This is a genomic window from Streptomyces sp. McG3, assembly GCF_018619185.1.
Classification (GTDB): domain Bacteria; phylum Actinomycetota; class Actinomycetes; order Streptomycetales; family Streptomycetaceae; genus Streptomyces.
The window spans coordinates 1-22,151 of record NZ_JAAXYC010000122.1 but is presented as its reverse complement, the minus strand read 5'-3'; the positions used below and the strand labels follow the sequence as shown (position 1 = coordinate 22,151).

The window sequence follows — 22,151 nt, the reverse complement described above, 5'->3', positions numbered from 1 at the left end:
GCCCCCGACGCCTCGGACCCCTCCACCGCCCCCGACGCCTCGACGGGCGAGGACGGCAAGGGAGGCAAGCACCGGGGTGCCCCGGCGCCCGAGGAGGCCGACGCGGGCCAGAAGGACGGCCCCCGTGAGTCCGGCCGGCACGCCTCGCGCGGTGAGGGCGACGCGCGGGACGGTGGCGCGGTGACCGCCGACGGGTACACGGTGCGGCCCGGGGACAACCTCTGGGCGATCGCCGACGCCCAGGAGATCCCCGGCGGCTGGACCGGCCTGTACGAGACGAACAAGGACCTCCTGGGCTCCGACCCGGACCTGATCCTGCCCGGCCAGAACCTGGACCTGGGCCTGGATCAGGACGCCGGCAAGGATGCGGGCCCGGCCGCGCCGGAGGGTGCCGAGACGCCCGCCGCCAACTGATCGAAATCGGGAAAACACCCCGAAAATCCAGGCAGTTAAGAGACCTATGTCCACTTTTGCGTAAGTGAGACATGGGTCTCTTTGCTTCAACTGGCGTGTTTCGTCCGGTCGGTCCGGGCGAATCGCCCCCCACCTGCGGAAACGAGCCGCTGGCCACGGTGAGTTCGGGTTGATTGCCCCCTATGTCCATCTTTGAATGTCGGGGTTGCCTGTGTTTACGGTCGGAACCGCTCGCACCGCGGGCCCCGTCGACCGTCACGCCGAATCCTGCCGTCGGTCGAAGGGAACAGACGCGTAAGCGCCGTAGGCAGGAGCGGGGGACCCAGGTAAGCCGCCGGGTCCGGACGCCTCGTCGAACCGACGGGGACGTACGGGACCGGCTTGGGGTGAAGTCGCGAGCAGCACCGCGCGACCGGGCAACTCATCAGCCCGAACCCGACAGCTCACCTCGTAGGCGTCGGTGAGGAGATTCGTTCCATGCTGCTGAACAGCAAGGGCAAGCACCGCCGCCCGTCCAAGGCCACCCGTATCGCCACCCTCGCGGGTGTCACCGGTGCCGCCGTCGCCATCCCGCTGATGGGCGCGACCAACGCTTCCGCCGCCTCCGTCGAGACCTGGGACGCCGTCGCCCAGTGCGAGTCCGGCGGCAACTGGTCCATCAACACCGGCAACGGCTACTACGGCGGACTCCAGTTCTCGCAGTCCAGCTGGGCCGCCGCCGGCGGTACGCAGTACGCCTCCCGTGCCGACCTGGCCTCCAAGGACCAGCAGATCGCCGCCGCCGAGAAGCTCCTCGACCTCCAGGGTCCGGGCGCCTGGGCCTGCGCCGGCGCCGGCGGCCTCACCAACGACGGTGTGGACCCGGGCGTGAACACCGGCTCGGGCTCCGGCGAGAGCAAGCCCGAGCAGGCGCAGCCCGAGCGTCAGGCCGAGCAGCCCACCACGCGCTCCGAGCAGCGCGAGGCCCCCAAGGCCGAGAGCAAGAAGACCGTCACCACCCCGACCGGCGAGAAGGTCCAGAAGGGCGACGGCGAGTACAAGGTCAAGGCCGGCGACACCCTGAGCACCATCGCCGAGGCGGAGGACGTCAAGGGCGGCTGGAGCAAGCTCTTCGAGCTCAACGACGACATCGTCAAGGAAGCGGACCTGATCTTCCCGGGTCAGCAGCTCCACCTGAAGTAACCGCCGTCTCTCCTCCCCGGAGGAGAAGCGTCCGGCGGCACTTCTCCTCGCACGGCTTCCCGGCCCGGCGCGCTCATCCCCCCAGCGCGCCGGGCCGGGTTCTTCGTGAGCGGCGGGCGCCGATGGCACGCATGCGTTCACCTCTTGTCGTTACCGCTCAGTAGATTTCTAGAGTTTTGTCCCGTGATGCAGGTCCTTGGGTCCTTTTTCGTCCCAGGAGGCGGGCGGTCGGCTGGCCGACGCGGCCGGGCCCGATAGGCTCGTGTCGCAAGGCCACAGTGACCCTGCACAACCAGTGTCAGATCCCAGAAGGAGATGCCTCGTGCCGTCCATCGACGTCGTCGTAGCCAGGGAAATCCTCGACTCCCGGGGCAACCCCACGGTCGAGGTCGAGGTTGGCCTCGACGACGGCAGCACGGGCCGTGCTGCCGTTCCGTCCGGTGCCTCCACCGGTGCGTTCGAGGCCATCGAGCTTCGCGACGGTGACCCCAACCGCTACATGGGCAAGGGCGTCGAGAAGGCCGTCCTCGCCGTCATCGAGCAGATCGGCCCGGAGCTCGTCGGGTACGACGCCACCGAGCAGCGCCTCATCGACCAGGCGATGTTCGACCTCGACGCCACCGAGAACAAGGCCTCGCTCGGCGCGAACGCCATCCTCGGTGTCTCGCTGGCCGTCGCGCACGCCGCCTCCGAGGCGTCCGACCTGCCGCTCTTCCGCTACCTCGGCGGCCCGAACGCGCACCTGCTGCCCGTTCCGATGATGAACATCCTGAACGGCGGCTCGCACGCCGACTCCAACGTGGACGTCCAGGAGTTCATGATCGCCCCGATCGGCGCGGAGTCCTTCTCCGAGGCCCTGCGCTGGGGCGCGGAGGTCTACCACACGCTGAAGAAGGTCCTCAAGACCAAGGGCCTGTCCACCGGACTCGGCGACGAGGGCGGCTTCGCCCCGAACCTGGAGTCCAACCGCGCCGCCCTGGACCTCATCGTCGAGGCCATCAAGGAGGCCGGTTACGTCCCGGGCCGTGACATCGCGCTCGCGCTCGACGTCGCCGCGTCCGAGTTCTACAAGGACGGCGTCTACGAGTTCGAGGGCAAGTCCCGCTCGGCCGCCGAGATGACCGAGTACTACGAGGAGCTCGTCTCCGCGTACCCGCTGGTCTCCATCGAGGACCCGCTGTACGAGGACGACTGGGCCGGCTGGAAGGTCATCACCGACCGCATCGGCGCCAAGGTGCAGATCGTCGGCGACGACCTCTTCGTCACCAACCCCGAGCGTCTGGCCCGCGGCATCGAGGAGGGCTCCGCCAACGCCCTGCTCGTGAAGGTCAACCAGATCGGTTCGCTGACCGAGACCCTGGACGCCGTCGAGCTGGCCCAGCGCAACGGCTTCAAGTGCATGATGTCGCACCGCTCCGGCGAGACCGAGGACGTCACCATCGCCGACCTCGCCGTCGCCGTGAACTGCGGCCAGATCAAGACCGGCGCCCCGGCCCGCTCGGACCGCGTCGCCAAGTACAACCAGCTGCTGCGCATCGAGGAGATCCTCGACGACGCCGCGGTGTACGCGGGCCGTTCCGCCTTCCCGCGCTTCAAGGGCTGACCCGTAGCGTCAAGACGGTAGCCTCCGCCCGTCCCCGCACCCGGTCCCGTACCGTGTGCGGGGACGGACGTATGTGACGGGGAGGCGGGAGACATGGCCGGGAAGGATCGCGACCGGTTCTCCACCGCGACCAGGCTGCGACTGCTCGGCGAGCAGACCGCGGCCCGCGTGTACCGGTCCCAGAACCGCCGCCAGGCCCGCCGCTCCCGGCTCACCGGCCGGGCCGCGTTCCTGGCGCTGGTGGTCTGCTCCCTGGTGGTGGCGCTCGCCTACCCGATGCGGCAGTACGTCTCCCAGCGCGACGAGATCGCCGAGCAGGAGCGGCTCTCGCAGCAGGCGGAGCGGCGCACCGAGGAGCTGCGGGACGAGAAGGCGCGGCTCCAGGACGACGCGTACATCATGCGGCTGGCCCGCCAGCACCTCCACTACGTCCTCCCCGGGGAGACCGGCTACACCGTGGCCGACCCCGACGCGGCCCAGGACCGGCGCGGCGAGTCGGGCGCGAGCGACCGGCCGTGGCACTCGAACCTCTGGGACGGCGTGGACAGCGCCGACCGGGCCGACCGCGACTGACCGACCCGCACATCCACCTCCACGAGACATCCACCTCCACGAGACATCCACCTCTACGAGCTTCCGAGCAGAACCAAGGCAGGCATGGAAACGCCCCCTCCGCAGACCGAGTCCACCCAGCCCACCGACGCGGACATCGCCGCGTTCGAGCAGCAGCTCGGCCGTCCGCCGCGCGGTCTGCGCGCCATCGCGCACCGCTGCCCGTGCGGCAACCCGGACGTGGTGGAGACCCAGCCCCGTCTGGAGGACGGCACGCCGTTCCCGACGACGTACTACCTGACCTGCCCCCGGGCGGCCTCGGCGATCGGCACGCTGGAGGCCAACGGGGTCATGAGGGAGATGACGGCCCGTCTGGAGACCGATCCGGAGCTGGCCGACGCCTACCGGGCCGCGCACGAGGACTACATCACCCGCCGCGACGCCATCGAGGTCCTGGAGGGCTTCCCGAGCGCGGGCGGCATGCCGGACCGGGTGAAGTGCCTGCACGTCCTGGTCGGCCACTCGCTGGCCGCCGGCCCCGGGGTCAACCCGCTGGGCGACGAGGCCATCGCGATGCTGCCCGAGTGGTGGGCCAAGGGCCCCTGCGTCACGCCCTGCGCGACGCCGGACGAGGGCGACGGATGGACGGTGGAGGAGGGCGACGGCGGCCACTTCGCCTCCCGCCCCCTGGACGGCCCCGCCGAGGGGCGGGACGCATGACCCGGGTCGCCGCCGTCGACTGCGGTACGAACTCCATCCGGCTCCTCGTCGCCGACGTGGACCCCGCCACCGGTTCCTTCACCGAGCTGGACCGGCGGATGACGATCGTCCGCCTCGGCCAGGGCGTGGACCGGACCGGCCGGCTCGCCCCCGAGGCGCTGGAGCGGACGTTCGCCGCCTGCCGTGAGTACGCGGCGGCCATCGAGGAGCTCGGCGCGACACGGATCCGCTTCGTGGCCACCTCCGCCTCGCGCGACGCCGAGAACAGCGCCGACTTCGTGGCCGGGGTCCGGGACATCCTCGGCGTCGAGCCCGAGGTGATCACCGGCGACCAGGAGGCGCAGCTCTCCTTCGACGGGGCCACCAAGGAGCTGGCGGGCAGCGACCACCTGGAGAAGCCGTATCTGGTCGTCGACATCGGTGGCGGTTCCACGGAGTTCGTCCTCGGCTCGGACCGGGTGGAGGCGGCCCGGTCCGTGGACATCGGCTGCGTACGGATGACGGAGCGTCATCTGGTCGTGGACGGGACCGTGATGGACCCGCCCAGCCACGAGCGGGCCGCGGCGATCCGCGCGGACGTCGACGCCGCGCTCGACCTCGCCGAGCAGGCCGTGGAGCTCAAGGGGGCCGGCACCCTCGTCGGTCTGGCGGGCACCGTCACGACGATCGCCGGGATCGCGCTGGAACTGCCGGAGTACGACTCCGGGGCCATCCACCACGCACGGGTCACCCGTGGCCAGGTCCGCGCGATCACCGAGCACCTGCTCCGCTCCACCCACGACGAGCGCGCGGCGATCCCCGTGATGCACCCGGGCCGGGTCGACGTGATCGGGGCGGGGGCGCTCGTCCTGCTCGCCGTGATGGAGCGGACGGGAGCCCACGAGGTCGTCGTCAGTGAGCACGACATCCTCGACGGGATTGCCTGGACAGCGGCAGAGGACCTTCGGTAGCGCTTCGGACCGCGTCCTCGACGGCCTCGCCCGGAGCGCCGCGCAGCCGGGCGGGCAGCCCTCCGGCTGCCCGCTCAATCGCATCGTCACCTGCACTGTTGAGCCCCGATCCGGCCCTTCCGGGCCGTCCGGGGGACCCCTCCGGAGACACGCCGCCGGAAACTTCGTGAACTTCTTCACAAGGAATTGGGCCCGGTTGGTCGCCGTTGGGGCCCATCAGGCCGGAACCGGTCGCCTAGGAGGGCGCGCGGAGGTGTCGCGCACGCGTTCCGGGAGCGTTGCGTCCGTATGAAGGGGAGGGGTGGTCCACCCGTCCCGAAGGGTCAAGGGCCAGCTCACAAGCGGTGAACAACGTTTCCCGCGGTGCTGTGGTTCCCTTTCGTACCCATGACCTGGGTCACGTGGGCGGCGAAGTGTAGCAGAGGGTCGCCCAATCCTTGTGAAGGGGCTCACGAGCACCCCCCTGGGGCGGGGTGGATACTCGATGGCATGAGCACCACGGAGCGTCCCAGGATCCTCGTTGTAGGCGGTGGGTACGTAGGCCTGTACGCAGCTCGTCGCATTCTGAAGAAGATGCGATACGGAGAGGCGACCGTCACGGTCGTCGACCCGCGGTCGTACATGACGTACCAGCCCTTCCTCCCCGAAGCTGCCGCAGGCAGCATCTCGCCTCGGCATGTCGTCGTCCCGCTGCGACGCGTGCTGCCCAAGGCTGAGGTTCTCACCGGTCGTGTCACGACCATCGATCAGGACCGCAAGGTCGCCACGGTCGCGCCGCTCGTCGGCGAGGCCTACGAGCTGCCCTTCGACTACCTGGTCATCGCGATGGGCGCGGTCTCCCGTACCTTCCCGATCCCCGGCCTCGCCGAGCAGGGCATCGGAATGAAGGGCGTCGAGGAGGCCATCGGCCTGCGCAACCACGTCCTGGAGCAGCTGGACAAGGCTGACTCCACGACCGACGAGGACGTCCGCCGCAAGGCGCTGACGTTCGTCTTCGTGGGCGGCGGCTTCGCCGGCGCGGAGACCATCGGCGAGGTCGAGGACATGGCCCGCGACGCGGCGAAGTACTACACCAACGTGAAGCGCGAGGACATGCGCTTCATCCTCGTCGACGCCGCCGACAAGATCCTTCCCGAGGTCGGCCCGAAGCTGGGCGCCTACGGCAAGGAGCACCTGGAGAGCCGCGGCGTGGAGATCTACCTCTCCACCTCGATGGACTCCTGCGTCGACGGCCACGTGGTGCTGAAGAACGGCCTGGAGGTCGACTCCAGCACCATCGTGTGGACCGCCGGTGTGAAGCCGAACCCGGCGCTGGCGCGCTTCGGCCTGCCGCTCGGCCCCCGCGGCCACGTGGACACCTCGGAGAAGCTCCAGGTGCAGGGCACCGACTACATCTGGGCCGCGGGCGACAACGCCCAGGTGCCGGACATGATCGGCCGCCGCGCCGGCAACCCGAACGCCTGGTGCCCGCCCAACGCCCAGCACGCGCTGCGTCAGGCGAAGGTCCTCGGCGACAACGTGATCTCCGGTATGCGGGGCTTCCCGCAGAAGGAGTACAGCCACGCCAACAAGGGTGCGGTCGCCGGTCTCGGCCTGCACAAGGGCGTCGCGATGATCGTCATGGGCAAGGTGAAGATCAAGCTCAAGGGCCGTCTCGCCTGGTACATGCACCGCGGCTACCACGGCATGGCCATGCCGACGTGGAACCGCAAGATCCGGGTCTTCGCCGACTGGACGCTGGCGATGTTCCTCAAGCGCGAGGTCGTCTCGCTCGGCGCTATGGAGACGCCGCGCGAGGAGTTCTACGAGGCCGCCAAGCCGGCCCCGGCTCCGGCCGTCGCCAAGCCCGAGGGCGAGAAGGCCAAGGCCTCCTGACCCCCCGGTGAAGCGCTCCGCGGGGAGCGCACCGTACGACGCCCGAAGGGGCCGTCCGCCATCCGTGGTGCGGACGGCCCCTTCGGCGTATCCGGGTGGGGACCCGGGCCGGGGCCGGACGGCGGGCCGTGGCCTGTCCCCGCCCATATGGATGGTGCGTACAAGCATTTTGCCGTTTCGTTGCCCGGTAGCGGGATGACGGAGAGTGCGAGGACAGTTGACGCAGGTGTACCTCGCCACGCCACCGGGGTGTCGCGGCGGGGCTACGAGCATGTCTGTTCGCCTGTGCTTGTTGTGCTTGTCGGGGAAACACCACGGAGGTGTGCGCCATGGCAGACGCCGCGTCGCGGCTGACCGCTCTTGCCGAAGAGTTGCTCTCGGAACCCCTGTCGGTCCGTATCCGGGCCTGGGACGGCAGCGAATCGGGGCCGCCCGGCGCCCCGGTCCTCGTGATCCGCCACCGACGCGCCCTGCGCCGGCTCCTCTGGAAGCCGGGCGAACTGGGCCTGGCCCGCGCCTGGGTGGCGGGGGAGATCGACATCGAGGGCGACCTGTACGAAGCGCTCGGCCATCTGGCCGGGCTGCTCTGGGACCGGGGCGCCGACGCCAAGGATTCCGTCCACCCGGTCCGCGACCCCAAGGTCCGCGCCTTCGCCCGCGGCCTTCTCGACCTCGCCGGCCCCTGGCCGCCCCCGGCCCCGCCCGCCGAGGAGGTGCGCCGCCGCACCGGCCCGCTGCACACCAGACGCCGCGACAAGGAGGCCATCAGCCACCACTACGACGTCGGAAATGCCTTCTACGCCTTGGTGCTCGGCCCCTCCATGGTCTACTCCTGCGCCTACTGGCAGGACGGGGGGACCCTGGAGGACGCCCAGCGCGACAAGCTCGACCTGGTCTGCCGCAAGCTCGGCCTGGGGGCGGGCGACCGGCTCCTGGACGTCGGCTGCGGCTGGGGCTCCATGGCCATCCACGCCGCCCGTACGTACGGGGCGCAGGTCACCGGCGTCACCCTCTCCCACGAGCAGGCCGCCCACGCCCGCAAGCGCATCGCCGAGGAGGGCCTGACCGACCGGATCGAGATCCGGGTCCAGGACTACCGGGACGTCCGCGACGGCCCGTACGACGCGATCTCCTCGATCGGCATGGCCGAACACGTCGGATCGGTCCGCTACCGCGAGTACGCGGACGACCTCTACGCCCTCCTGAAGCCCGGCGGACGCCTCCTGAACCACCAGATCGCCCGCCGCCCGGAGAAGGACGAGGACGGCTACCGCATCGACGCGTTCATCGACGCCTACGTCTTCCCCGACGGCGAACTGGCCCCGCTCGGCCGCACCCTGGCCACCCTGGAGGAGGCCGGCTTCGAGGCCCGGGACGTCGAGACGCTGCGCGAGCACTACGCGCTGACCCTGCGGCGGTGGGTGGCCAACCTGGAGCAGCACTGGGAGCGGGCGGTACGCGCCACCTCCCCGGGCCGGGCCAGGGTCTGGCGGCTGTACATGGCCGCCTCGGCGCTCTCCTTCGAGCACAACAGGATCGGCGTCAACCAGATCCTCGCGGTGCGCCCGCTGGACGGCGGCGGCTCCCGGATGCCGCTGCGCGCCCGCACCTGGACGGAGGGTCCGGGCGCCTGACCCGTACGCGCACGGCACAGGGCGAGGGGCCGGCGCCCCGCTTTCCAGCGGTGCACCGGCCCCTCGTCGTCCCCACGGCCCCCCCGGGCCCGGGCTACTCGGTCTTGATCGCCGTCAGCATGTTGAGCTTCGCGGCGCTGCGGGCGGGCCACAGCGAGGCGAGGACGCCGACCAGGGCGGCGAGGAGCAGGAAGACGCCGAGCCGGTCCCACGGGATGACCAGGGCGTAGCCGGGGATGTCGGCGGACAGCGTCCGGCCGATCGCCCAGCCCAGGAAGACCCCGAGGCCGACCCCGATCACCGCGCCGAAGAGCGAGATGACGACGGCCTCCAGACGGATCATCCGCTTGACGCGGCCCCGGTCGAGGCCGATCGCGCGGAGCATGCCGATTTCCTGCTGCCGCTCGAACACCGACATCGCGAGGGTGTTGACGACCCCGAGGATCGCGATCAGCAGGGCCATGGCGAGCAGCCCGTACATGATGTTCAGGGCGGTGTTGATGAAGCCGCCGAACATGTCACGGATGTCCTGCCGGTCCATGACGCTCATCGCCGGGTTGTCGCCGAGCGCGTCCACGATGGACTGCTCGTTGGCCTTGCTCGCGCCGCCGTCCGCCTTGATCCAGATCTCGCGGATCTCGGGGCGCGAGGAGGAGCTGTGCTGGTCCGCCAGCTCCTTCGGGATCACGAAGGGCGAGAGGAACTCGTTCTCCTTGTAGAGCGCCCCGACCGTCACCTCGCCCTTCTTGTCGTCCTCGAACTTCACCGGGAGCGTGTCGCCGGTCTTCCAGCCGTTCGACTTGGCGGTCTTCGAGCCGACCGCCACCTGCCCGTCCTTGAGCGAGCCGAGCGAGCCGGAGACGGTCGTCAGGGAGAAGACCTTCTCCACGTCGCCCGGGGTGACGGCGGAGGCCGACTGGTACTCGCCGTCGACCTCGAACCAGGCCGCCTGCTGCGGGGAGAGCGCGGCGACGCCGTCGGCCTTCGACAGGGCCGTGAGCGCGGACTCGTCGAGCGAGTCGCCGCTGGCCATCGAGATCAGGTAGTCGGCCTTGATGTTGTCCGTGGTCATCTTGTCGATGGCCTGGCCGAGCGTGACGCCGAGCACCGAGATGCCCGTGACCAGGGTCAGCCCGATGGCCAGCGCGGAAGCGGTGGCTCCGGTGCGCCGCGGGTTGCGGACCGCGTTCTGCGAGGCCAGCTTCCCCGAGACGCCGAACACCTTCTTCAGCAGCGGCCGGACCAGCGCGATGACCGGGCGCGAGAGCAGCGGGATCAGGATGATGACGCCGATCAGGGCGAAGAACGCGCCGCCCGCGACCAGTTGCCTGCCGGACGTGCCGCCGGCCGCCGCTCCGCCGACGATCCCCGCGGCGCCGAGCAGGGCGATCACGCCGCCGATGGAGTTCCGTACGATCAGGGACTTGGTGGAGGCGGTGGCGTGCACGCTGCTCATGGCGGCCACCGGGGCGATCTTCGCGGCCCGGCGGGCGGGCAGCCAGGCGGCCAGCACGGTGATCAGGACGCCGACGGCGAAGGCGGAGAGGACGGCGGTCGGCGAGACGATCAGCGGTCCCGCGGGGATCTTGCCGCCCAGGAGGCCCATCGCGGAGCGCAGGCCGGTGGCGAGGCCGAGACCGAGGGCGAAGCCGATGACCGAGGCGAGCGTGCCGACGACGGCCGCTTCCAGCAGCACCGAGCGCTTGATCTGGCGGCGGGTGGCGCCGATGGCCCGCATCAGGGCCAGCTCACGGGTCCGCTGGGCGATCAGCATGGTGAAGGTGTTGGCGATGAGGAAGACGCCGACGAACAGCGCGATGCCCGCGAAGGCCAGCAGCATGGTGTTGAGGCTGGTCAGGCCGGACTCGATGTCCTTCGCCTGCTGGTCCGCCAGCGCCTTGCCGGTCTGCGCGGTGGCGTCCTTGGGCAGCAGCGGCTCGATCTCCGCCAGCAGCTTTTGGTCGGAGACGCCGCCCGCGGCGGAGACCGTGGCGTTCTGGAAGACCCCGGGCTTGAGGTAGAGCTTCTGGGCGGTCGGGGTGTCGAACAGCACGAGGCTGCCGCCCGCGTTGACCGCGCCGTCCTCCGTGGTGAAGATCCCCGAGAGGGTGTACTCCTTCACCGGGCCGTTGGTCGCGACCCGCACCGGGTCGCCGACGCGGTACTTGCCCTTGCTCGCGGTGTCCTTGTCGAGCGCGATCGTGCCGTTCTTCGCCGGGCCCGAGCCGTCGGTGAAGACATAGCTCGCGTCCTTGCCGTCCTTGCCGGGGGCGAAGTTCGCGCCGGTGTTGGACCAGCCGTTGCCGATCAGCTTGCCGTCCGGGTCGGCGACCCCGGCGAAGCCGTTGACCCGGCCGGTGGCGGAGGCCACGCCGTCCAGGCCCCGGATCTTCTCCAGGGTGGCGCCGTCGATGCCGGCGGTCTTCTCGTCGTCGCCGGCGAACGTCTCGATGGAGACGGCGACGTTGTCGTAGCTCTTGGCGGACTGCTTGCTGAAGGCGTTGCCGAGGGTGTCGGTGAAGACCAGGGTGCCGGAGACGAACGCTACGCCGAGCATGACGGCGAGCACGGTCATCAGCAGCCTGGCCTTGTGCGCGAGCACATTGCGCAGGGCGGTACGGAACATGTCTGTGTGTCCTGGGATGGGTTCCGGAAGGGGGACGGGGACGCGCGGGGGCGGCGGCCGGGGTTCGGCGGGTGCCCGCGTCAGCCGGTGCGGCGGCGGTGTCGGCCGGCCGCCGACGGCGTCAGCTCGTGCGGCCCTTCGCGTCGAACGCCTTCATCCGGTCGAGGACCCCGTCGGCGGTCGGGTGCATCATCTGGTCGACGACCGCGCCGTCCGCGAGGAAGATGACCCGGTCCGCGTAGGAGGCGGCGACCGGGTCGTGCGTCACCATCACCACGGTCTGGCCCAGCTCGCGCACCGAGTTGCGCAGGAAGCCGAGGACCTCGGCGCCGGAGCGGGAGTCCAGGTTTCCGGTCGGCTCGTCACCGAAGATGATCTCGGGCTGCGAGGCCAGGGCGCGGGCCACGGCGACGCGCTGCTGCTGACCGCCGGAGAGCTCGGTCGGGCGGTGCTTCAGCCGCTCCGAGAGACCGACCATGTCGATCACCTTCTGGAGCCACGCGGCGTCCGGCTTACGGCCCGCGATATCCATCGGCAGGGTGATGTTCTCCAGCGCGGTGAGCGTCGGCAGCAGGTTGAACGCCTGGAAGATGAAGCCGATCTTGTCCCGGCGCAACTGCGTGAGCTGCTTGTCCTTCAGCGTGGAGAGCTCGGTCTCGCCGATGCGCACCGAACCGCTGCTGAAGCTGTCGAGCCCGGCGACGCAGTGCATCAGCGTCGACTTGCCGGAGCCCGAGGGGCCCATGATCGCGGTGAACTCGCCCTGCGGGAAGTCCACGGTCACCCGGTCCAGGGCGACGACCTGCGTCTCGCCCTCGCCGTAGACCTTCGACAGCTCCGTGGCGCGGGCAGCCACCGCGGTGGCGCGGTGAACGGTGGGGGTGGTGGTCACAGGGACGCTCCTGGTTCGGGTGATGCGGATGCACGGGCCGTGCTGAGGCGGGCGCTGACGCCATGCCTCGGGGACTTACTCCATCGTTACGTCCCGATCGGCCCCGGTCGTCACTCCCGATGCCCGTTCCCGAGGCCGTCTTGAGTCGCATCGGGGGCGTGGATCCGTCCTCCTCGGGTATGACATCGACCCTGACCGGAGTGGTGGCCACGGCTCCGTGGTCACCCACCGTGAGTGCGCCGGGACGCCGGCGGGGAGCGGTGCCGGCGGCCGGCGGGGCCCTCCGGAGCGATGCCGCGCCCGGGGGCGGGGCGGGGCCGGACGCGAGGGTGGCGCATGCCCTGGCGAAGCATGGCGCGGACCTGGCGCGTTGGGCCGTACGAGTGCGGCGACTTTCCGTCATTCCCGTGCGGTGCGCGGACTGCCCAAGATCGGCCGCGGGCGTGTGGTCAGCTTGGCCTGATGTCCTGACGGACCCTCAAGCGGTCAATAAAATAAGACAACATCGCGCCACTGTTCCGCTGATCGAGGGACGCCCCCGGTTAGGGTCGGTAGCCAAACGCGGAGTCGCGCGGCACGCCCGGATGGTGGAACGTAGACACGGCGAGCTTAAACCTCGCTGCCCCTCGGGGGCGTGCCGGTTCGAGTCCGGCTCCGGGCACCACGCGCCGCACTGTGCGTGACCCGGACGGCCCAGGCCGTGACCGGCGCCCGGGTCCGTGACTTCGGTCTCGCACGACGGCTCTCCCACGGCCTCGGCGGGCATCACCCTAGGCCGTCGCAAAGATCCTCCCCTGGCACTAGGGTGATTCTTTTGCCTACCCATTACTCTTGTGGCAAGGCCACGCAGTGTGGCCATGGAGGAGTGAGATGAGGAGCAGCAACCCGGTCTTCTCGCGACGGGGGTTCAGCCGCGACAACGGCCACGCGGGCTTCAACGCGACGCCGCAGGCCGGGGCCCCCGCGACGGGCAACCCGTACGCGCAGGGCACCGCCGCCAACCCGTACGCCACCAACCCCTACGCGCAGACGGACATCCAGGGCGCCCCGCAGGCGCCCGCCCGTCCCGACGTGATGACCATCGACGACGTGGTGACGCGTACGGCGATGACGCTCGGCACCGTGATCGTCGCCGCGACCGCCGCCTGGTGGATGCTGCCGGTCGACAAGGCGAACGTCGGCACGGCGATCGGCGTCGCCATCGGCGCCGCCATCATCGGCTTCGTGCTGTCGATGGTGAACTCGTTCAAGCGCCGGCCCTCGCCGCCGCTGATCCTGACGTACGCGGCGTTCGAGGGTGTCTTCCTCGGCGTCATCAGCAACATCGTCAGTGTCTACTGGGCTCCCGGCGCCGCGATGCAGGCGGTGATCGGCACCATGGCGGTCTTCGCCGGTGTGCTGATCGCCTACCGCACCGGACTGATCCGGGTCACGCGCCGCTTCTACGGCTTCGTGATGGCGGCCGCCATCGGCTTCACGCTGCTGATGATGGTCAACCTCCTGTTCGCCGTGTTCGGCGGCGGTGACGGCCTCGGCTTCCGCAGTGGTGCGCTCGGCATCATCTTCGGCATCGTGGCCATCGTCATCGGCGCGTGCATCCTCGCCCTGAACTTCAAGCAGGTCGAGGACGGCATCGCGTACGGCGCTCCGCGCGAGGAGTCCTGGCTGGCGGCCTTCGGCCTCACCGTGACCCTGGTGTGGATCTACATCGAGATGCTGCGCCTGGTCGCGATCCTCAGCGGCGACGACTGACCGACCGCCGAGCCCTCGTGACACCCGCAGGACCCGCGACACCGGAACGGCCCGCAGGCATCGTGCCTGCGGGCCGTTCCGCGTTCCGTGCACCCCCGGGGTGCCGGCAGCCGGGCGGGAGAGGCGCGTAGGGTCGGCAGGGTGCTCGATACGACGCCCCTGATCCTGGCCGTGGACCGTTTCGCCGACCGCCTGCGCTCGGCCCCGCAGAGCCGCCTCCAGCGCGGTGCGGCCGCCGAGGCGCTGGTCGCGGCCCGCGAGCTCGCCGCCCGGGCCCAGCGCCTGGAGAACCCGGACGCCGAGCCGCGTGAGCTGCCGGACGCCGGGATGTTCGCCGTGGGCGACCAACTCGCCGTCGCCGGGCGGGACCTGGCCGTGGCACTGGAAACGGCCCCGTCCCAGGAGCTGGACGAGGCCGTGCGGTATGTCGGGGAAGCGGTGGCGCGGACGTTCGCGTGATGCGTGCGAGGGGCCCGCGCCCGGCGGTCAGAACGAGGCGATGACGCGGTCGGCGAGGATGTACACGTTGTCCTCGCCGCAGGAGAAGGTCAGCGCGTAGGCGCCCGAGACTCCCGAACCGCCCAGCAGCACCGGCTGCCGTCCCGCCCGCAGGGCGTCGGCGAGGCGCTCGGCGGTCTCGCGGTGACCGGGGGTCATGCAGAGCGTGGTGCCGTCGGCGAAGACGTACACGTCGAGCGTGCCCAGCGGGCCGGGCCGCACGTCGGTCAGCTCGGTCGCGGTGTCGGCCAGCTCCTCCAGCCGGTTCACGGTGCGCTCGTGGTCGGTGACCACCGGTGTCTGTACGGGGATGAAGTCCGGGTGCGAGGGGTGGCGGCGGCGGGCGGCGGCCAGCTCGGGGGAGTCCTCGGGGAACTCCGCGACCTCCGGGAGGTCGGTCAGCTCGCCGATCTCGTGCTCCGCGAGGGTCCGCTCGCTCAGCTCCGCGAGCTCCTCCATCGCCTCGGCCGTTTCCAGGTCCATCGACTCCAGGCCGGCGAAGTCGGCCTGCCGGGGCAGGTAGTACGGGGCGTCGTCGCCGAGGCCGGACAGGCCGCCCAGCAGGGACGGGGCGTCGGCGGCGTCACGGGCTTCCTGGGCGGCCCAGAAAGCGCGCGCCTCGGCCAGCTCGCGCTCGCGCTCCTCGGCGAGCGCCTCGGAGACGGCCGCGCGTATCTCCTCGGCGGGAGTGGCCGTACTGCGGCTCTGTGGTGGCACGGAAGCATGGAGGGCGTGACCGGCGGCCAGCTCCGTGCGCAGCGCCGCGACCTGCTTGCGCAGCCCGTGAGCGGCGTGCAGTGCGGCGGCGCCGACGGCCGTGGCAGCGGCGGTGGTCAGCAACAGGGCAAATGACATGGCGCTCACTGACATACTCCCGGTTTCTATCGATACCCCCGACTTCCTACATCAGCTTGACCTGTACCGGTACGCGCTGTCAGTGCATTACGTCACGAAATGGACAGGTCTTTCGGTCCGATGTTTAGCCCAAAAACGGTGCTGACCTGCGGAAACGACTCTCCCCCGGGACGCAGATCACATCCTGGGGGAGATTCGGTCACGGTCGGAGCTCGGTGGGGTTCGAAACCCCCGGGGCGCGGGAGGCCCCCGGGCCTCGGTTCAGCCGCTCGTGCTGGTGGTCGCGCTGGGCCTCGCCTCCGCTGCGGGCAGGTGCCGCACTCGTACCTCGCGCGACCCCTACCCTCCGCTGCGGGCAGGTGCCGCACTCGTACCTCGCGCGACCCCTACCCTCCGCTGCGGCTCAGCTCAGCCGCTCGATCACCATCGCCATGCCCTGGCCGCCGCCCACGCACATCGTCTCCAGCCCCCACTGCTTGTCGTGGAACTGGAGGCTGTTGATGAGCGTGCCGGTGATGCGGGCGCCGGTCATGCCGAAGGGGTGGCCGACGGCGATCGCGCCGCCGTTGACGTTGACCTTGTCCAGCGGCAGGCCGAGGTCCCGGTAGGAGGGGATGACCTGGGCGGCGAACGCCTCGTTGATCTCGGCGAGGTCGATGTCGTCGATGGTCAGGCCGGCCCGCTTCAGCGCCTGCTTGCTCGCCTCGACCGGCCCGTAGCCCATGATCTCGGGGGAGAGGCCGGAGACGCCGGTGGAGACGATCCGGGCCAGCGGGGTCAGGCCCAGCTCGCGCGCCTTGGTGTCGGACATGATCACCAGGGCCGCGGCGCCGTCGTTGAGCGGGCAGCAGTTGGCCGCGGTGACCAGGCCGTCGGGGCGGAAGACCGGCTTCAGGCCCTGCACGCCCTCCATGGTGACGCCCGCGCGCGGGCCGTCGTCCTTGGCGACCACGGTGCCGTCGGGGGTGGTGACCGGGGTGATCTCCCGCTCCCAGAAGCCGTTCTTCAGGGCTTCCTCGGCGAGGTTCTGCGACCGTACGCCGAACTCGTCCATCTCCTGGCGGGTGACGCCCTTGGACCGGGCCAGGTTCTCCGCCGTCTGACCCATCGAGATGTACGCGTCCGGCACGAGGCCGTCCTCGCGCGGGTCGTGCCAGCTCGCGCCGGACTCCTCGGCGCGGGCGGCCGTGCGGGCCTCGGCGTCGGCGAACAGCGGGTTGTGCGTGTCCGGGAGGCTGTCGGAGTTGCCCTTGGTGAAGCGGGACACCATCTCGACACCGGCCGAGATGAAGACGTCGCCCTCGCCCGCCTTGATCGCGTGCAGCGCCATCCGGCTGGTCTGCAGCGAGGAGGAGCAGTAGCGGGTGACCGTACAGCCGGGAAGGTGGTCCATCCCCATCTGCACGGCGATGATGCGGCCGAGGTTGTTGCCCTGCTCGCCGCCGGGCAGGCCGCAGCCCAGCATCAGGTCGTCGATGTCCTTCGGGTCCAGCTCGGGGACCTTGGCCAGCGCGGTCTGGATGATCGTGGCGGTCAGGTCGTCCGAGCGCAGGTCCTTGAGGGACCCCTTGAAGGCGCGGCCGATCGGCGAACGGGCGGCAGAGACGATCACGGCTTCGGGCATCACGCGGCTCCAAGGGGCTGGAAGGCTGTGTGGACGGACGGAACTCCTCTGGAAGTTACCCGGACGTATCGTCGGGGTCACCCGGCAGGCCGTGTGATGCGGGACTCTTTTCTAAGCGCTTGCTCAGGGTGTTCTGCCCAAGTCCCGCCGACGTCCTGCCGGGTGGCGCCGGCCTCTACGCGTGCCCGTGGGCGGCGTCCGGGTGCGGATGCGGAGTGGGTTCCGTGGAGGCGGGCAGGCGCCGTCGCCGACGGTGCTTGAGGAGGGCCCAGGGAGCGCGCGCCCCCGTGACCTCCGTACCGGCCTCCCGGGCCGCCTGGGACGCGGCCTTCGCCACCGGGAGGATGTCCTCGCGGCGTGCGCCGTCCAGCCGGTCGGTCTCCGGCCACAGGCCCAGCACCGCGCACAGGGTGGGCAGCACCGCCATGGCCGCCGTGGCATAGCCCTCCGCGGAGGGGTGGTAGTTGTCCGGGCCGAACAGCTCGCGCGGGTTCGCCGCGAACTCCGGGCCCAGCAGATCGCCCAGCGACACCGTGCGCCCGCCCTGCTCCACGGCGCCGATGGTCTGCGCGGCCGCCAGCTGCCGGCTCACCCGCCGGGCCAGCCAGCGCAACGGCTGGTAGACCGGCTCGATCGTGCCCAGGTCCGGGCAGGTTCCGACGACCACCTCCGCCCCCGCCGTCCGCAGCCTGCGCACCGCCGTCGTCAGACAGCGCACCGACTGGGTCGCGGGCATCCGGTGCGTGACGTCGTTCGCCCCGATCATGATCACGCAGACGTCCGGGACACGTGCCGGGTCCGCCAGCAGCAGCGACACCTGCCGCTCCAGATCGTCCGACCTGGCCCCCGGCAGGGCCACGTTCCGCAGATCCACCGGCCGCTCGGCCACCGCCGCGAGCCCCGAGGCCAGCAGCGCGCCCGGGGTGTGCCCGGCCCGCCGCACGCCCTGGCCCGCGGCCGTCGAGTCCCCGAGCATCCCGAGCCGCATCGCGTCGTTCGGCCCGGCGAACGCCACTCCGTACCGCCCGTCCGCGCTCGGCGGGACCGGAGCCGTCCCGCCGCCCACCTGCCTCTTCGCGAGCTGGACCTCCGCCAGGAACACGCCCACGGCCGCCGCACCGATCAACCCGATGCTGCCACCGCCGTAGGCCGCGCCCGCCGCGATCCGCCGTGCCACCCTTGCTCTCGACACAGTCCGGTCCACCTCCTCCTCGCCGTACAGCCGTACACGTACCTACTTGCCCCGCTCGGGGCTCGGTGTACTCCTTCCCGTACGCAGAGTGCGTCCTGTACGCATACTCTGGGCCGGACCATCTCGGAGATCCCGGAGTACACGGTGCAATTCCACGATTCGATGATCAGTCTTGTCGGCAACACCCCGCTGGTGAGGCTGCGCAACGTCACGGCAGGTATCCAGGCGACGGTCCTGGCCAAGGTCGAGTACTTCAACCCCGGCGGGTCGGTGAAGGACCGCATCGCGCTGCGCATGATCGAGGCGGCCGAGCAGAGCGGGGAGCTGAAGCCCGGCGGCACGATCGTCGAGCCGACCAGCGGCAACACGGGCGTCGGCCTCGCCATCGTCGCCCAGCAGAAGGGTTACAAGTGCATCTTCGTGTGCCCGGACAAGGTGTCCACGGACAAGATCAACGTGCTGCGCGCGTACGGCGCGGAGGTCGTCGTCTGCCCCACCGCCGTTGACCCCGAGCACCCGGACTCGTACTACAACGTCTCCGACCGGCTGGTCACCGAGACGCCGGGCGCCTGGAAGCCCGACCAGTACTCCAACCCGAACAACCCGCGCTCGCACTACGAGACCACCGGTCCCGAACTGTGGGAGCAGACGGAGGGGAAGATCACCCACTTCGTCGCGGGCGTCGGCACCGGCGGCACCATCAGCGGCACCGGGCGCTACCTCAAGGAGATCAGCGAGGGCGCGGTCCAGGTCATCGGCGCGGACCCGGAGGGCTCCGTCTACTCCGGCGGCTCGGGGCGGCCGTATCTGGTCGAGGGCGTCGGCGAGGACTTCTGGCCGAGCGCGTACGACCGCACCGTCACCGACGAGATCGTCGCGGTGTCCGACAAGGACTCCTTCCAGATGACGCGGCGGCTGGCCAAGGAGGAGGGGCTGCTCGTCGGCGGCTCCTGCGGCATGGCGGTCGTCGGGGCCCTGGAGGTCGCCAGGCGGCTCGGCCCCGAGGACGTCGTCGTGGTGCTGCTCCCCGACAGCGGGCGTGGCTACCTGAGCAAGATCTTCAACGACGAGTGGATGGCCGACTACGGCTTCCTGGAGAACACCGGCACCTCCGCCAACGTCGGCGCGGTCCTGGACTTCAAGGAGGGCCCGATGCCCTCCCTCGTCCACATGCACCCGGAGGAGACGGTCGGCGAGGCCATCGAGGTGCTCCGCGAGTACGGCGTCTCCCAGATGCCGATCGTGAAGCCGGGCGCCGGTCACCCGGACGTGATGGCCGCCGAGGTCATCGGATCGGTCGTGGAGCGGCAGCTGCTCGACGCGCTGTTCACCCAGCGCGCCTCGCTGACCGACCCGCTGGAGAAGCACATGTCGGCTCCGCTGCCGCAGGTCGGCTCCGGCGAACCGGTGGAGGACCTGATGGCCGTGCTCAGTGGCACGGACGGGGCCGACGCGGCGATCGTGCTCGTCGAGGGCAAGCCCAAGGGTGTCGTGAGCAGGCAGGACCTGCTGGCCTTCCTCGCCAAGGACGCGGGCACCGCAAAGGCCTGACGGGTCGGGAGCAGGAGCCCGGCCGAGGTCTGACGGGCCGGTGGCCGGGTCCGGTCCGAGGCGTGACGGGTCGGCAGCGGGGTTCCGGTCGAGGTCTGACGGGCCGGTGGCAGGGTCCCGGCAGAGCCCTGACGGGTCGGGAGCAGGAGCCCGGCCGAGGCCTCACGGGTCGGCAGCAGGGCCCGGTCGAGGTGCCCGACGGGCCGGCGGCGGGCCTTCGCGAAAACGGTACGAGCGCGTCACGTCCGCGCAGCACCCGCTTAACACGGCTCCGGCACATTGGTGGGTGTCGGCAGGGAAACCCGCCGGCACCCAGAACGGCGACACCGGACTACGGAGCGGCTCCCGGACCTCCACCGTCGCCCGGACGCGGGCACCCGGCCCTGACCCGGACCGCGTCCCTCGCGGGGACCGCCGTCGTCCCGCCCCCCGGGTGACCGGGGGTGCGGCGGTCCCCGCGACAGGCTTCGCACACGACAGCGCGGCCGGACTCCCCCGTGGGTCCGGCCGCGCTGTCATGCCCGGGGCCTCGGCCACGCTCCGGGAGCCTCGTGCCCGTGGTTGGTCGTGGCGGCGCTCAGTCCCTCCAGTCGGACGGTGCGCGTTCCTCCCGGCGGCGGAACAGGCCGCCGCCCCGCGCCGCCTGGAACGCGTTGACGCCGACGATGCCGAGCCAGGCCACGACCAGCCCCTCGATCCCGGCGTTCGCGACGCCGATCGCGGACAGCGGGACGGCCAGAACCAGCGAGACGATCCCCAGACCGTGCCGATCCCCGAAGCTCCACGACTCCGCCGGACGCGCCCCCCGGGCGACGGACATCTGCTGCTCGGCGAGCTGACGGCGGACCCGGCGGTCGAGCGTGGTGTCGAGCCGCTGCTCGACCTTCTCCAGGAACGAGTCGATGAGCGCGGTCTCGTACTCCGCGCCCAGCTCGCCACGGGCCTGGAGGGTGGCGGCGAGCTCCTTCTTGAGCTCGTGGTCACGGGCTTCCATGCCCACGACGGTACGGAGCCGAGCCCCCGCCCGCAGTGGGGCTAGCCCCCAGGTTTCGTGGGGTTAACCCCCCCTGTCGGCGCCGTGCCGTCCCGACCCCGCCCCGCTCCTGCATATGGACATACAGCGACCTTCCTGGCTGAATAGAACGGTCGGCGCCGGTCGTGGCACGACGGATCCAGCAAGGGGACAGCATGAGTGGGAGCAGCCCCGCCGCACGGTTGCAGCGGCTCTTCGAGGGGCACCGGCTCACGCCCACCCAGCGGCGCATCGCGCACTGCATGGTCCGCAGGGCCGCCGACGCCCCCTTCCTCTCCAGCGTCGAGCTGGCCGAGCTGGCCGGGGTCAGCCAGCCCTCCGTCACCCGCTTCGCCGTCGCCCTCGGCTTCGACGGCTATCCGGCGCTGCGCAGACACCTGCGCGAGGTCGCGCCCGCCGACGCGGAGCAGGAGGACGCGGGGGAGACGTACAACGAGTACCAGCAGGCCGTCCGCGCCGAGATCGAGAATCTCCAGCACCTCTGTGACGTACTCGCCGACCCCGCGCCCGTCGAGCGGGCCGGCCGGCTGCTCGCCGGCTCCCGGCCGCTCCCGGTGCTGGGGCTGCGCGCGGCCTCCTCGCAGGCGCGCGGCTTCGGGTACTTCGCCGCCAAGGTGCACCCCGACGTCCGGGTCCTCGACGAGGGCGGCAGCATGCTGCCCGACCGGATCGACTCCGCCCGCCGGGCCGGGGCCACCGCCCTGATGTGCTTCGCGCTGCCGCGCCACCCCAAGGAGAGCGTGGACGCGCTCGCGTACGCCCGGGACCAGGGGCTGACCGTGGTGACGGTCGCCGACTCCGCCTTCGCGCCCGTCGCCAAGCACAGCGATCTGCTGCTCCCGGCGGCGATCGGCTCCGGGCTCTCCTTCGACACCGTCTGCGCGCCGATGCTGCTCGGCCGGGTGCTGCTGGAGGCGATGTGCGACGGACTTCCCGACGCCCAGGCCCGGTTGGAGGAGTTCGACGCCCGGGCGGCGACGCGCGGTCTGTTCGTGGAGTGAGGGCCCGCGCCCGGCCCTTTCACGGATCTCTCAGGCATCGCTCATCTGCGGCCGCTGATCTCCGCGCCCAGAAGCACCGCTGAAGCATCGCGGGCAACGCGGTGTCGTGGAGAGAGGGGTACGGACGTGGGGCGCGGAGGACAGTCGCTGGCGAGAGTGGCCGTGACTGTACGGGCGGGGGCGGCGCCCCTGTGGGG

At 71.0% G+C, this 22,151-nt stretch carries 18 protein-coding genes, 1 tRNA gene and 1 riboswitch; of the genes, 13 read left to right on the top strand and 6 right to left on the bottom strand.

Going from position 1 to position 22,151, the window contains the following annotated elements:
- The 8 genes from HET64_RS20375 to HET64_RS20340 form a co-directional block, all read left to right on the top strand.
- The coding region (locus tag HET64_RS20375; RefSeq protein ID WP_215107624.1) for a LysM peptidoglycan-binding domain-containing protein at positions 1 to 414 on the top strand (414 nt) is incomplete at its 5' end.
- Between the two features lie 289 nt (positions 415 to 703).
- Positions 704 to 886, top strand: a riboswitch (cyclic di-AMP (ydaO/yuaA leader).
- 5 nt (positions 887 to 891) lie between these two features.
- Complete coding sequence (locus tag HET64_RS20370) at positions 892 to 1,596, top strand: transglycosylase family protein (RefSeq protein ID WP_215107622.1); 705 nt, start codon at positions 892 to 894, stop codon at positions 1,594 to 1,596.
- A 322-nt stretch (positions 1,597 to 1,918) separates the two neighbouring features.
- A complete protein-coding gene (eno, locus tag HET64_RS20365) occupies positions 1,919 to 3,199 on the top strand; it encodes a phosphopyruvate hydratase (RefSeq protein WP_007456034.1) in 1,281 nt (426 codons plus the stop codon).
- A gap of 93 nt (positions 3,200 to 3,292) precedes the next feature.
- Positions 3,293 to 3,772, top strand: a complete 480-nt coding sequence (locus HET64_RS20360) for a septum formation initiator family protein (RefSeq protein WP_097867236.1) — start codon at positions 3,293 to 3,295, stop codon at positions 3,770 to 3,772.
- Positions 3,773 to 3,856: 84 nt separating this feature from the next.
- A complete protein-coding gene (locus HET64_RS20355; protein ID WP_215107620.1) occupies positions 3,857 to 4,471 on the top strand; it encodes a DUF501 domain-containing protein in 615 nt (204 codons plus the stop codon).
- Positions 4,468 to 5,421, top strand: a complete 954-nt coding sequence (locus HET64_RS20350; protein ID WP_215107618.1) for a Ppx/GppA phosphatase family protein — start codon at positions 4,468 to 4,470, stop codon at positions 5,419 to 5,421. Before HET64_RS20355 ends, HET64_RS20350 begins: the two co-directional genes overlap by 4 nt.
- 489 nt (positions 5,422 to 5,910) lie before the next feature.
- On the top strand, positions 5,911 to 7,296 hold the full coding sequence (locus HET64_RS20345) for an NAD(P)/FAD-dependent oxidoreductase (RefSeq protein WP_215107616.1): 1,386 nt from the start codon (positions 5,911 to 5,913) through the stop codon (positions 7,294 to 7,296).
- A 329-nt stretch (positions 7,297 to 7,625) separates the two neighbouring features.
- Entirely contained in the window at positions 7,626 to 8,930 is a 1,305-nt protein-coding gene (locus HET64_RS20340) for a cyclopropane-fatty-acyl-phospholipid synthase family protein (RefSeq protein ID WP_215107614.1), read from the top strand.
- Between the two features lie 94 nt (positions 8,931 to 9,024).
- Here HET64_RS20340 and HET64_RS20335 read toward each other — a convergent pair whose 3' ends face one another.
- Both HET64_RS20335 and HET64_RS20330 read right to left on the bottom strand, forming a co-directional pair.
- Complete coding sequence (locus tag HET64_RS20335; RefSeq protein WP_215107612.1) at positions 9,025 to 11,556, bottom strand: ABC transporter permease; 2,532 nt, start codon at positions 11,554 to 11,556, stop codon at positions 9,025 to 9,027.
- A 121-nt stretch (positions 11,557 to 11,677) separates the two neighbouring features.
- A complete protein-coding gene (locus HET64_RS20330; RefSeq protein WP_215107609.1) occupies positions 11,678 to 12,448 on the bottom strand; it encodes an ABC transporter ATP-binding protein in 771 nt (256 codons plus the stop codon).
- A 578-nt stretch (positions 12,449 to 13,026) separates the two neighbouring features.
- Here HET64_RS20330 and HET64_RS20325 point away from each other — a divergent pair.
- The 3 genes from HET64_RS20325 to HET64_RS20315 all read left to right on the top strand — a co-directional run bounded on the left by HET64_RS20325 (position 13,027) and on the right by HET64_RS20315 (position 14,659).
- Positions 13,027 to 13,112, top strand: a tRNA-Leu gene (locus tag HET64_RS20325).
- 206 nt (positions 13,113 to 13,318) lie between these two features.
- Complete coding sequence (locus HET64_RS20320) at positions 13,319 to 14,200, top strand: Bax inhibitor-1/YccA family protein (RefSeq protein ID WP_215107607.1); 882 nt, start codon at positions 13,319 to 13,321, stop codon at positions 14,198 to 14,200.
- A gap of 141 nt (positions 14,201 to 14,341) precedes the next feature.
- Positions 14,342 to 14,659, top strand: coding sequence for a hypothetical protein (locus HET64_RS20315; RefSeq protein ID WP_215107604.1), 318 nt, complete (start codon positions 14,342 to 14,344; stop codon positions 14,657 to 14,659).
- Between the two features lie 27 nt (positions 14,660 to 14,686).
- On the opposite strand, the gene HET64_RS20310 is transcribed toward HET64_RS20315, so the two are convergent.
- The 3 genes from HET64_RS20310 to HET64_RS20300 form a co-directional block, all read right to left on the bottom strand.
- Positions 14,687 to 15,553, bottom strand: a complete 867-nt coding sequence (locus tag HET64_RS20310; RefSeq protein WP_308370236.1) for a hypothetical protein — start codon at positions 15,551 to 15,553, stop codon at positions 14,687 to 14,689.
- Between the two features lie 403 nt (positions 15,554 to 15,956).
- Positions 15,957 to 17,177 (bottom strand): acetyl-CoA C-acetyltransferase, encoded by a 1,221-nt coding sequence (locus HET64_RS20305; protein WP_215107601.1) that lies wholly within the window; start codon positions 17,175 to 17,177, stop codon positions 15,957 to 15,959.
- A gap of 175 nt (positions 17,178 to 17,352) precedes the next feature.
- Complete coding sequence (locus HET64_RS20300) at positions 17,353 to 18,354, bottom strand: SGNH/GDSL hydrolase family protein (RefSeq protein WP_215107626.1); 1,002 nt, start codon at positions 18,352 to 18,354, stop codon at positions 17,353 to 17,355.
- Positions 18,355 to 18,513: 159 nt separating this feature from the next.
- Here HET64_RS20300 and HET64_RS20295 point away from each other — a divergent pair, with 159 nt between their 5' ends.
- Complete coding sequence (locus HET64_RS20295; RefSeq protein ID WP_215107599.1) at positions 18,514 to 19,920, top strand: cystathionine beta-synthase; 1,407 nt, start codon at positions 18,514 to 18,516, stop codon at positions 19,918 to 19,920.
- A 577-nt stretch (positions 19,921 to 20,497) separates the two neighbouring features.
- Here the strand turns inward: HET64_RS20295 and HET64_RS20290 are convergent.
- The gene (locus HET64_RS20290; protein WP_215107598.1) at positions 20,498 to 20,914 is read right to left on the bottom strand and encodes a hypothetical protein; all 417 of its coding nucleotides are present in this window, start codon (positions 20,912 to 20,914) and stop codon (positions 20,498 to 20,500) included.
- Positions 20,915 to 21,108: 194 nt separating this feature from the next.
- On the opposite strand from HET64_RS20290, the gene HET64_RS20285 reads away from it, so the two are divergent.
- Positions 21,109 to 21,954: a MurR/RpiR family transcriptional regulator gene (locus HET64_RS20285; RefSeq protein WP_215107597.1), complete on the top strand. Its 846-nt coding sequence runs from the start codon at positions 21,109 to 21,111 to the stop codon at positions 21,952 to 21,954.
- Positions 21,955 to 22,151: the final 197 nt, after the last annotated feature.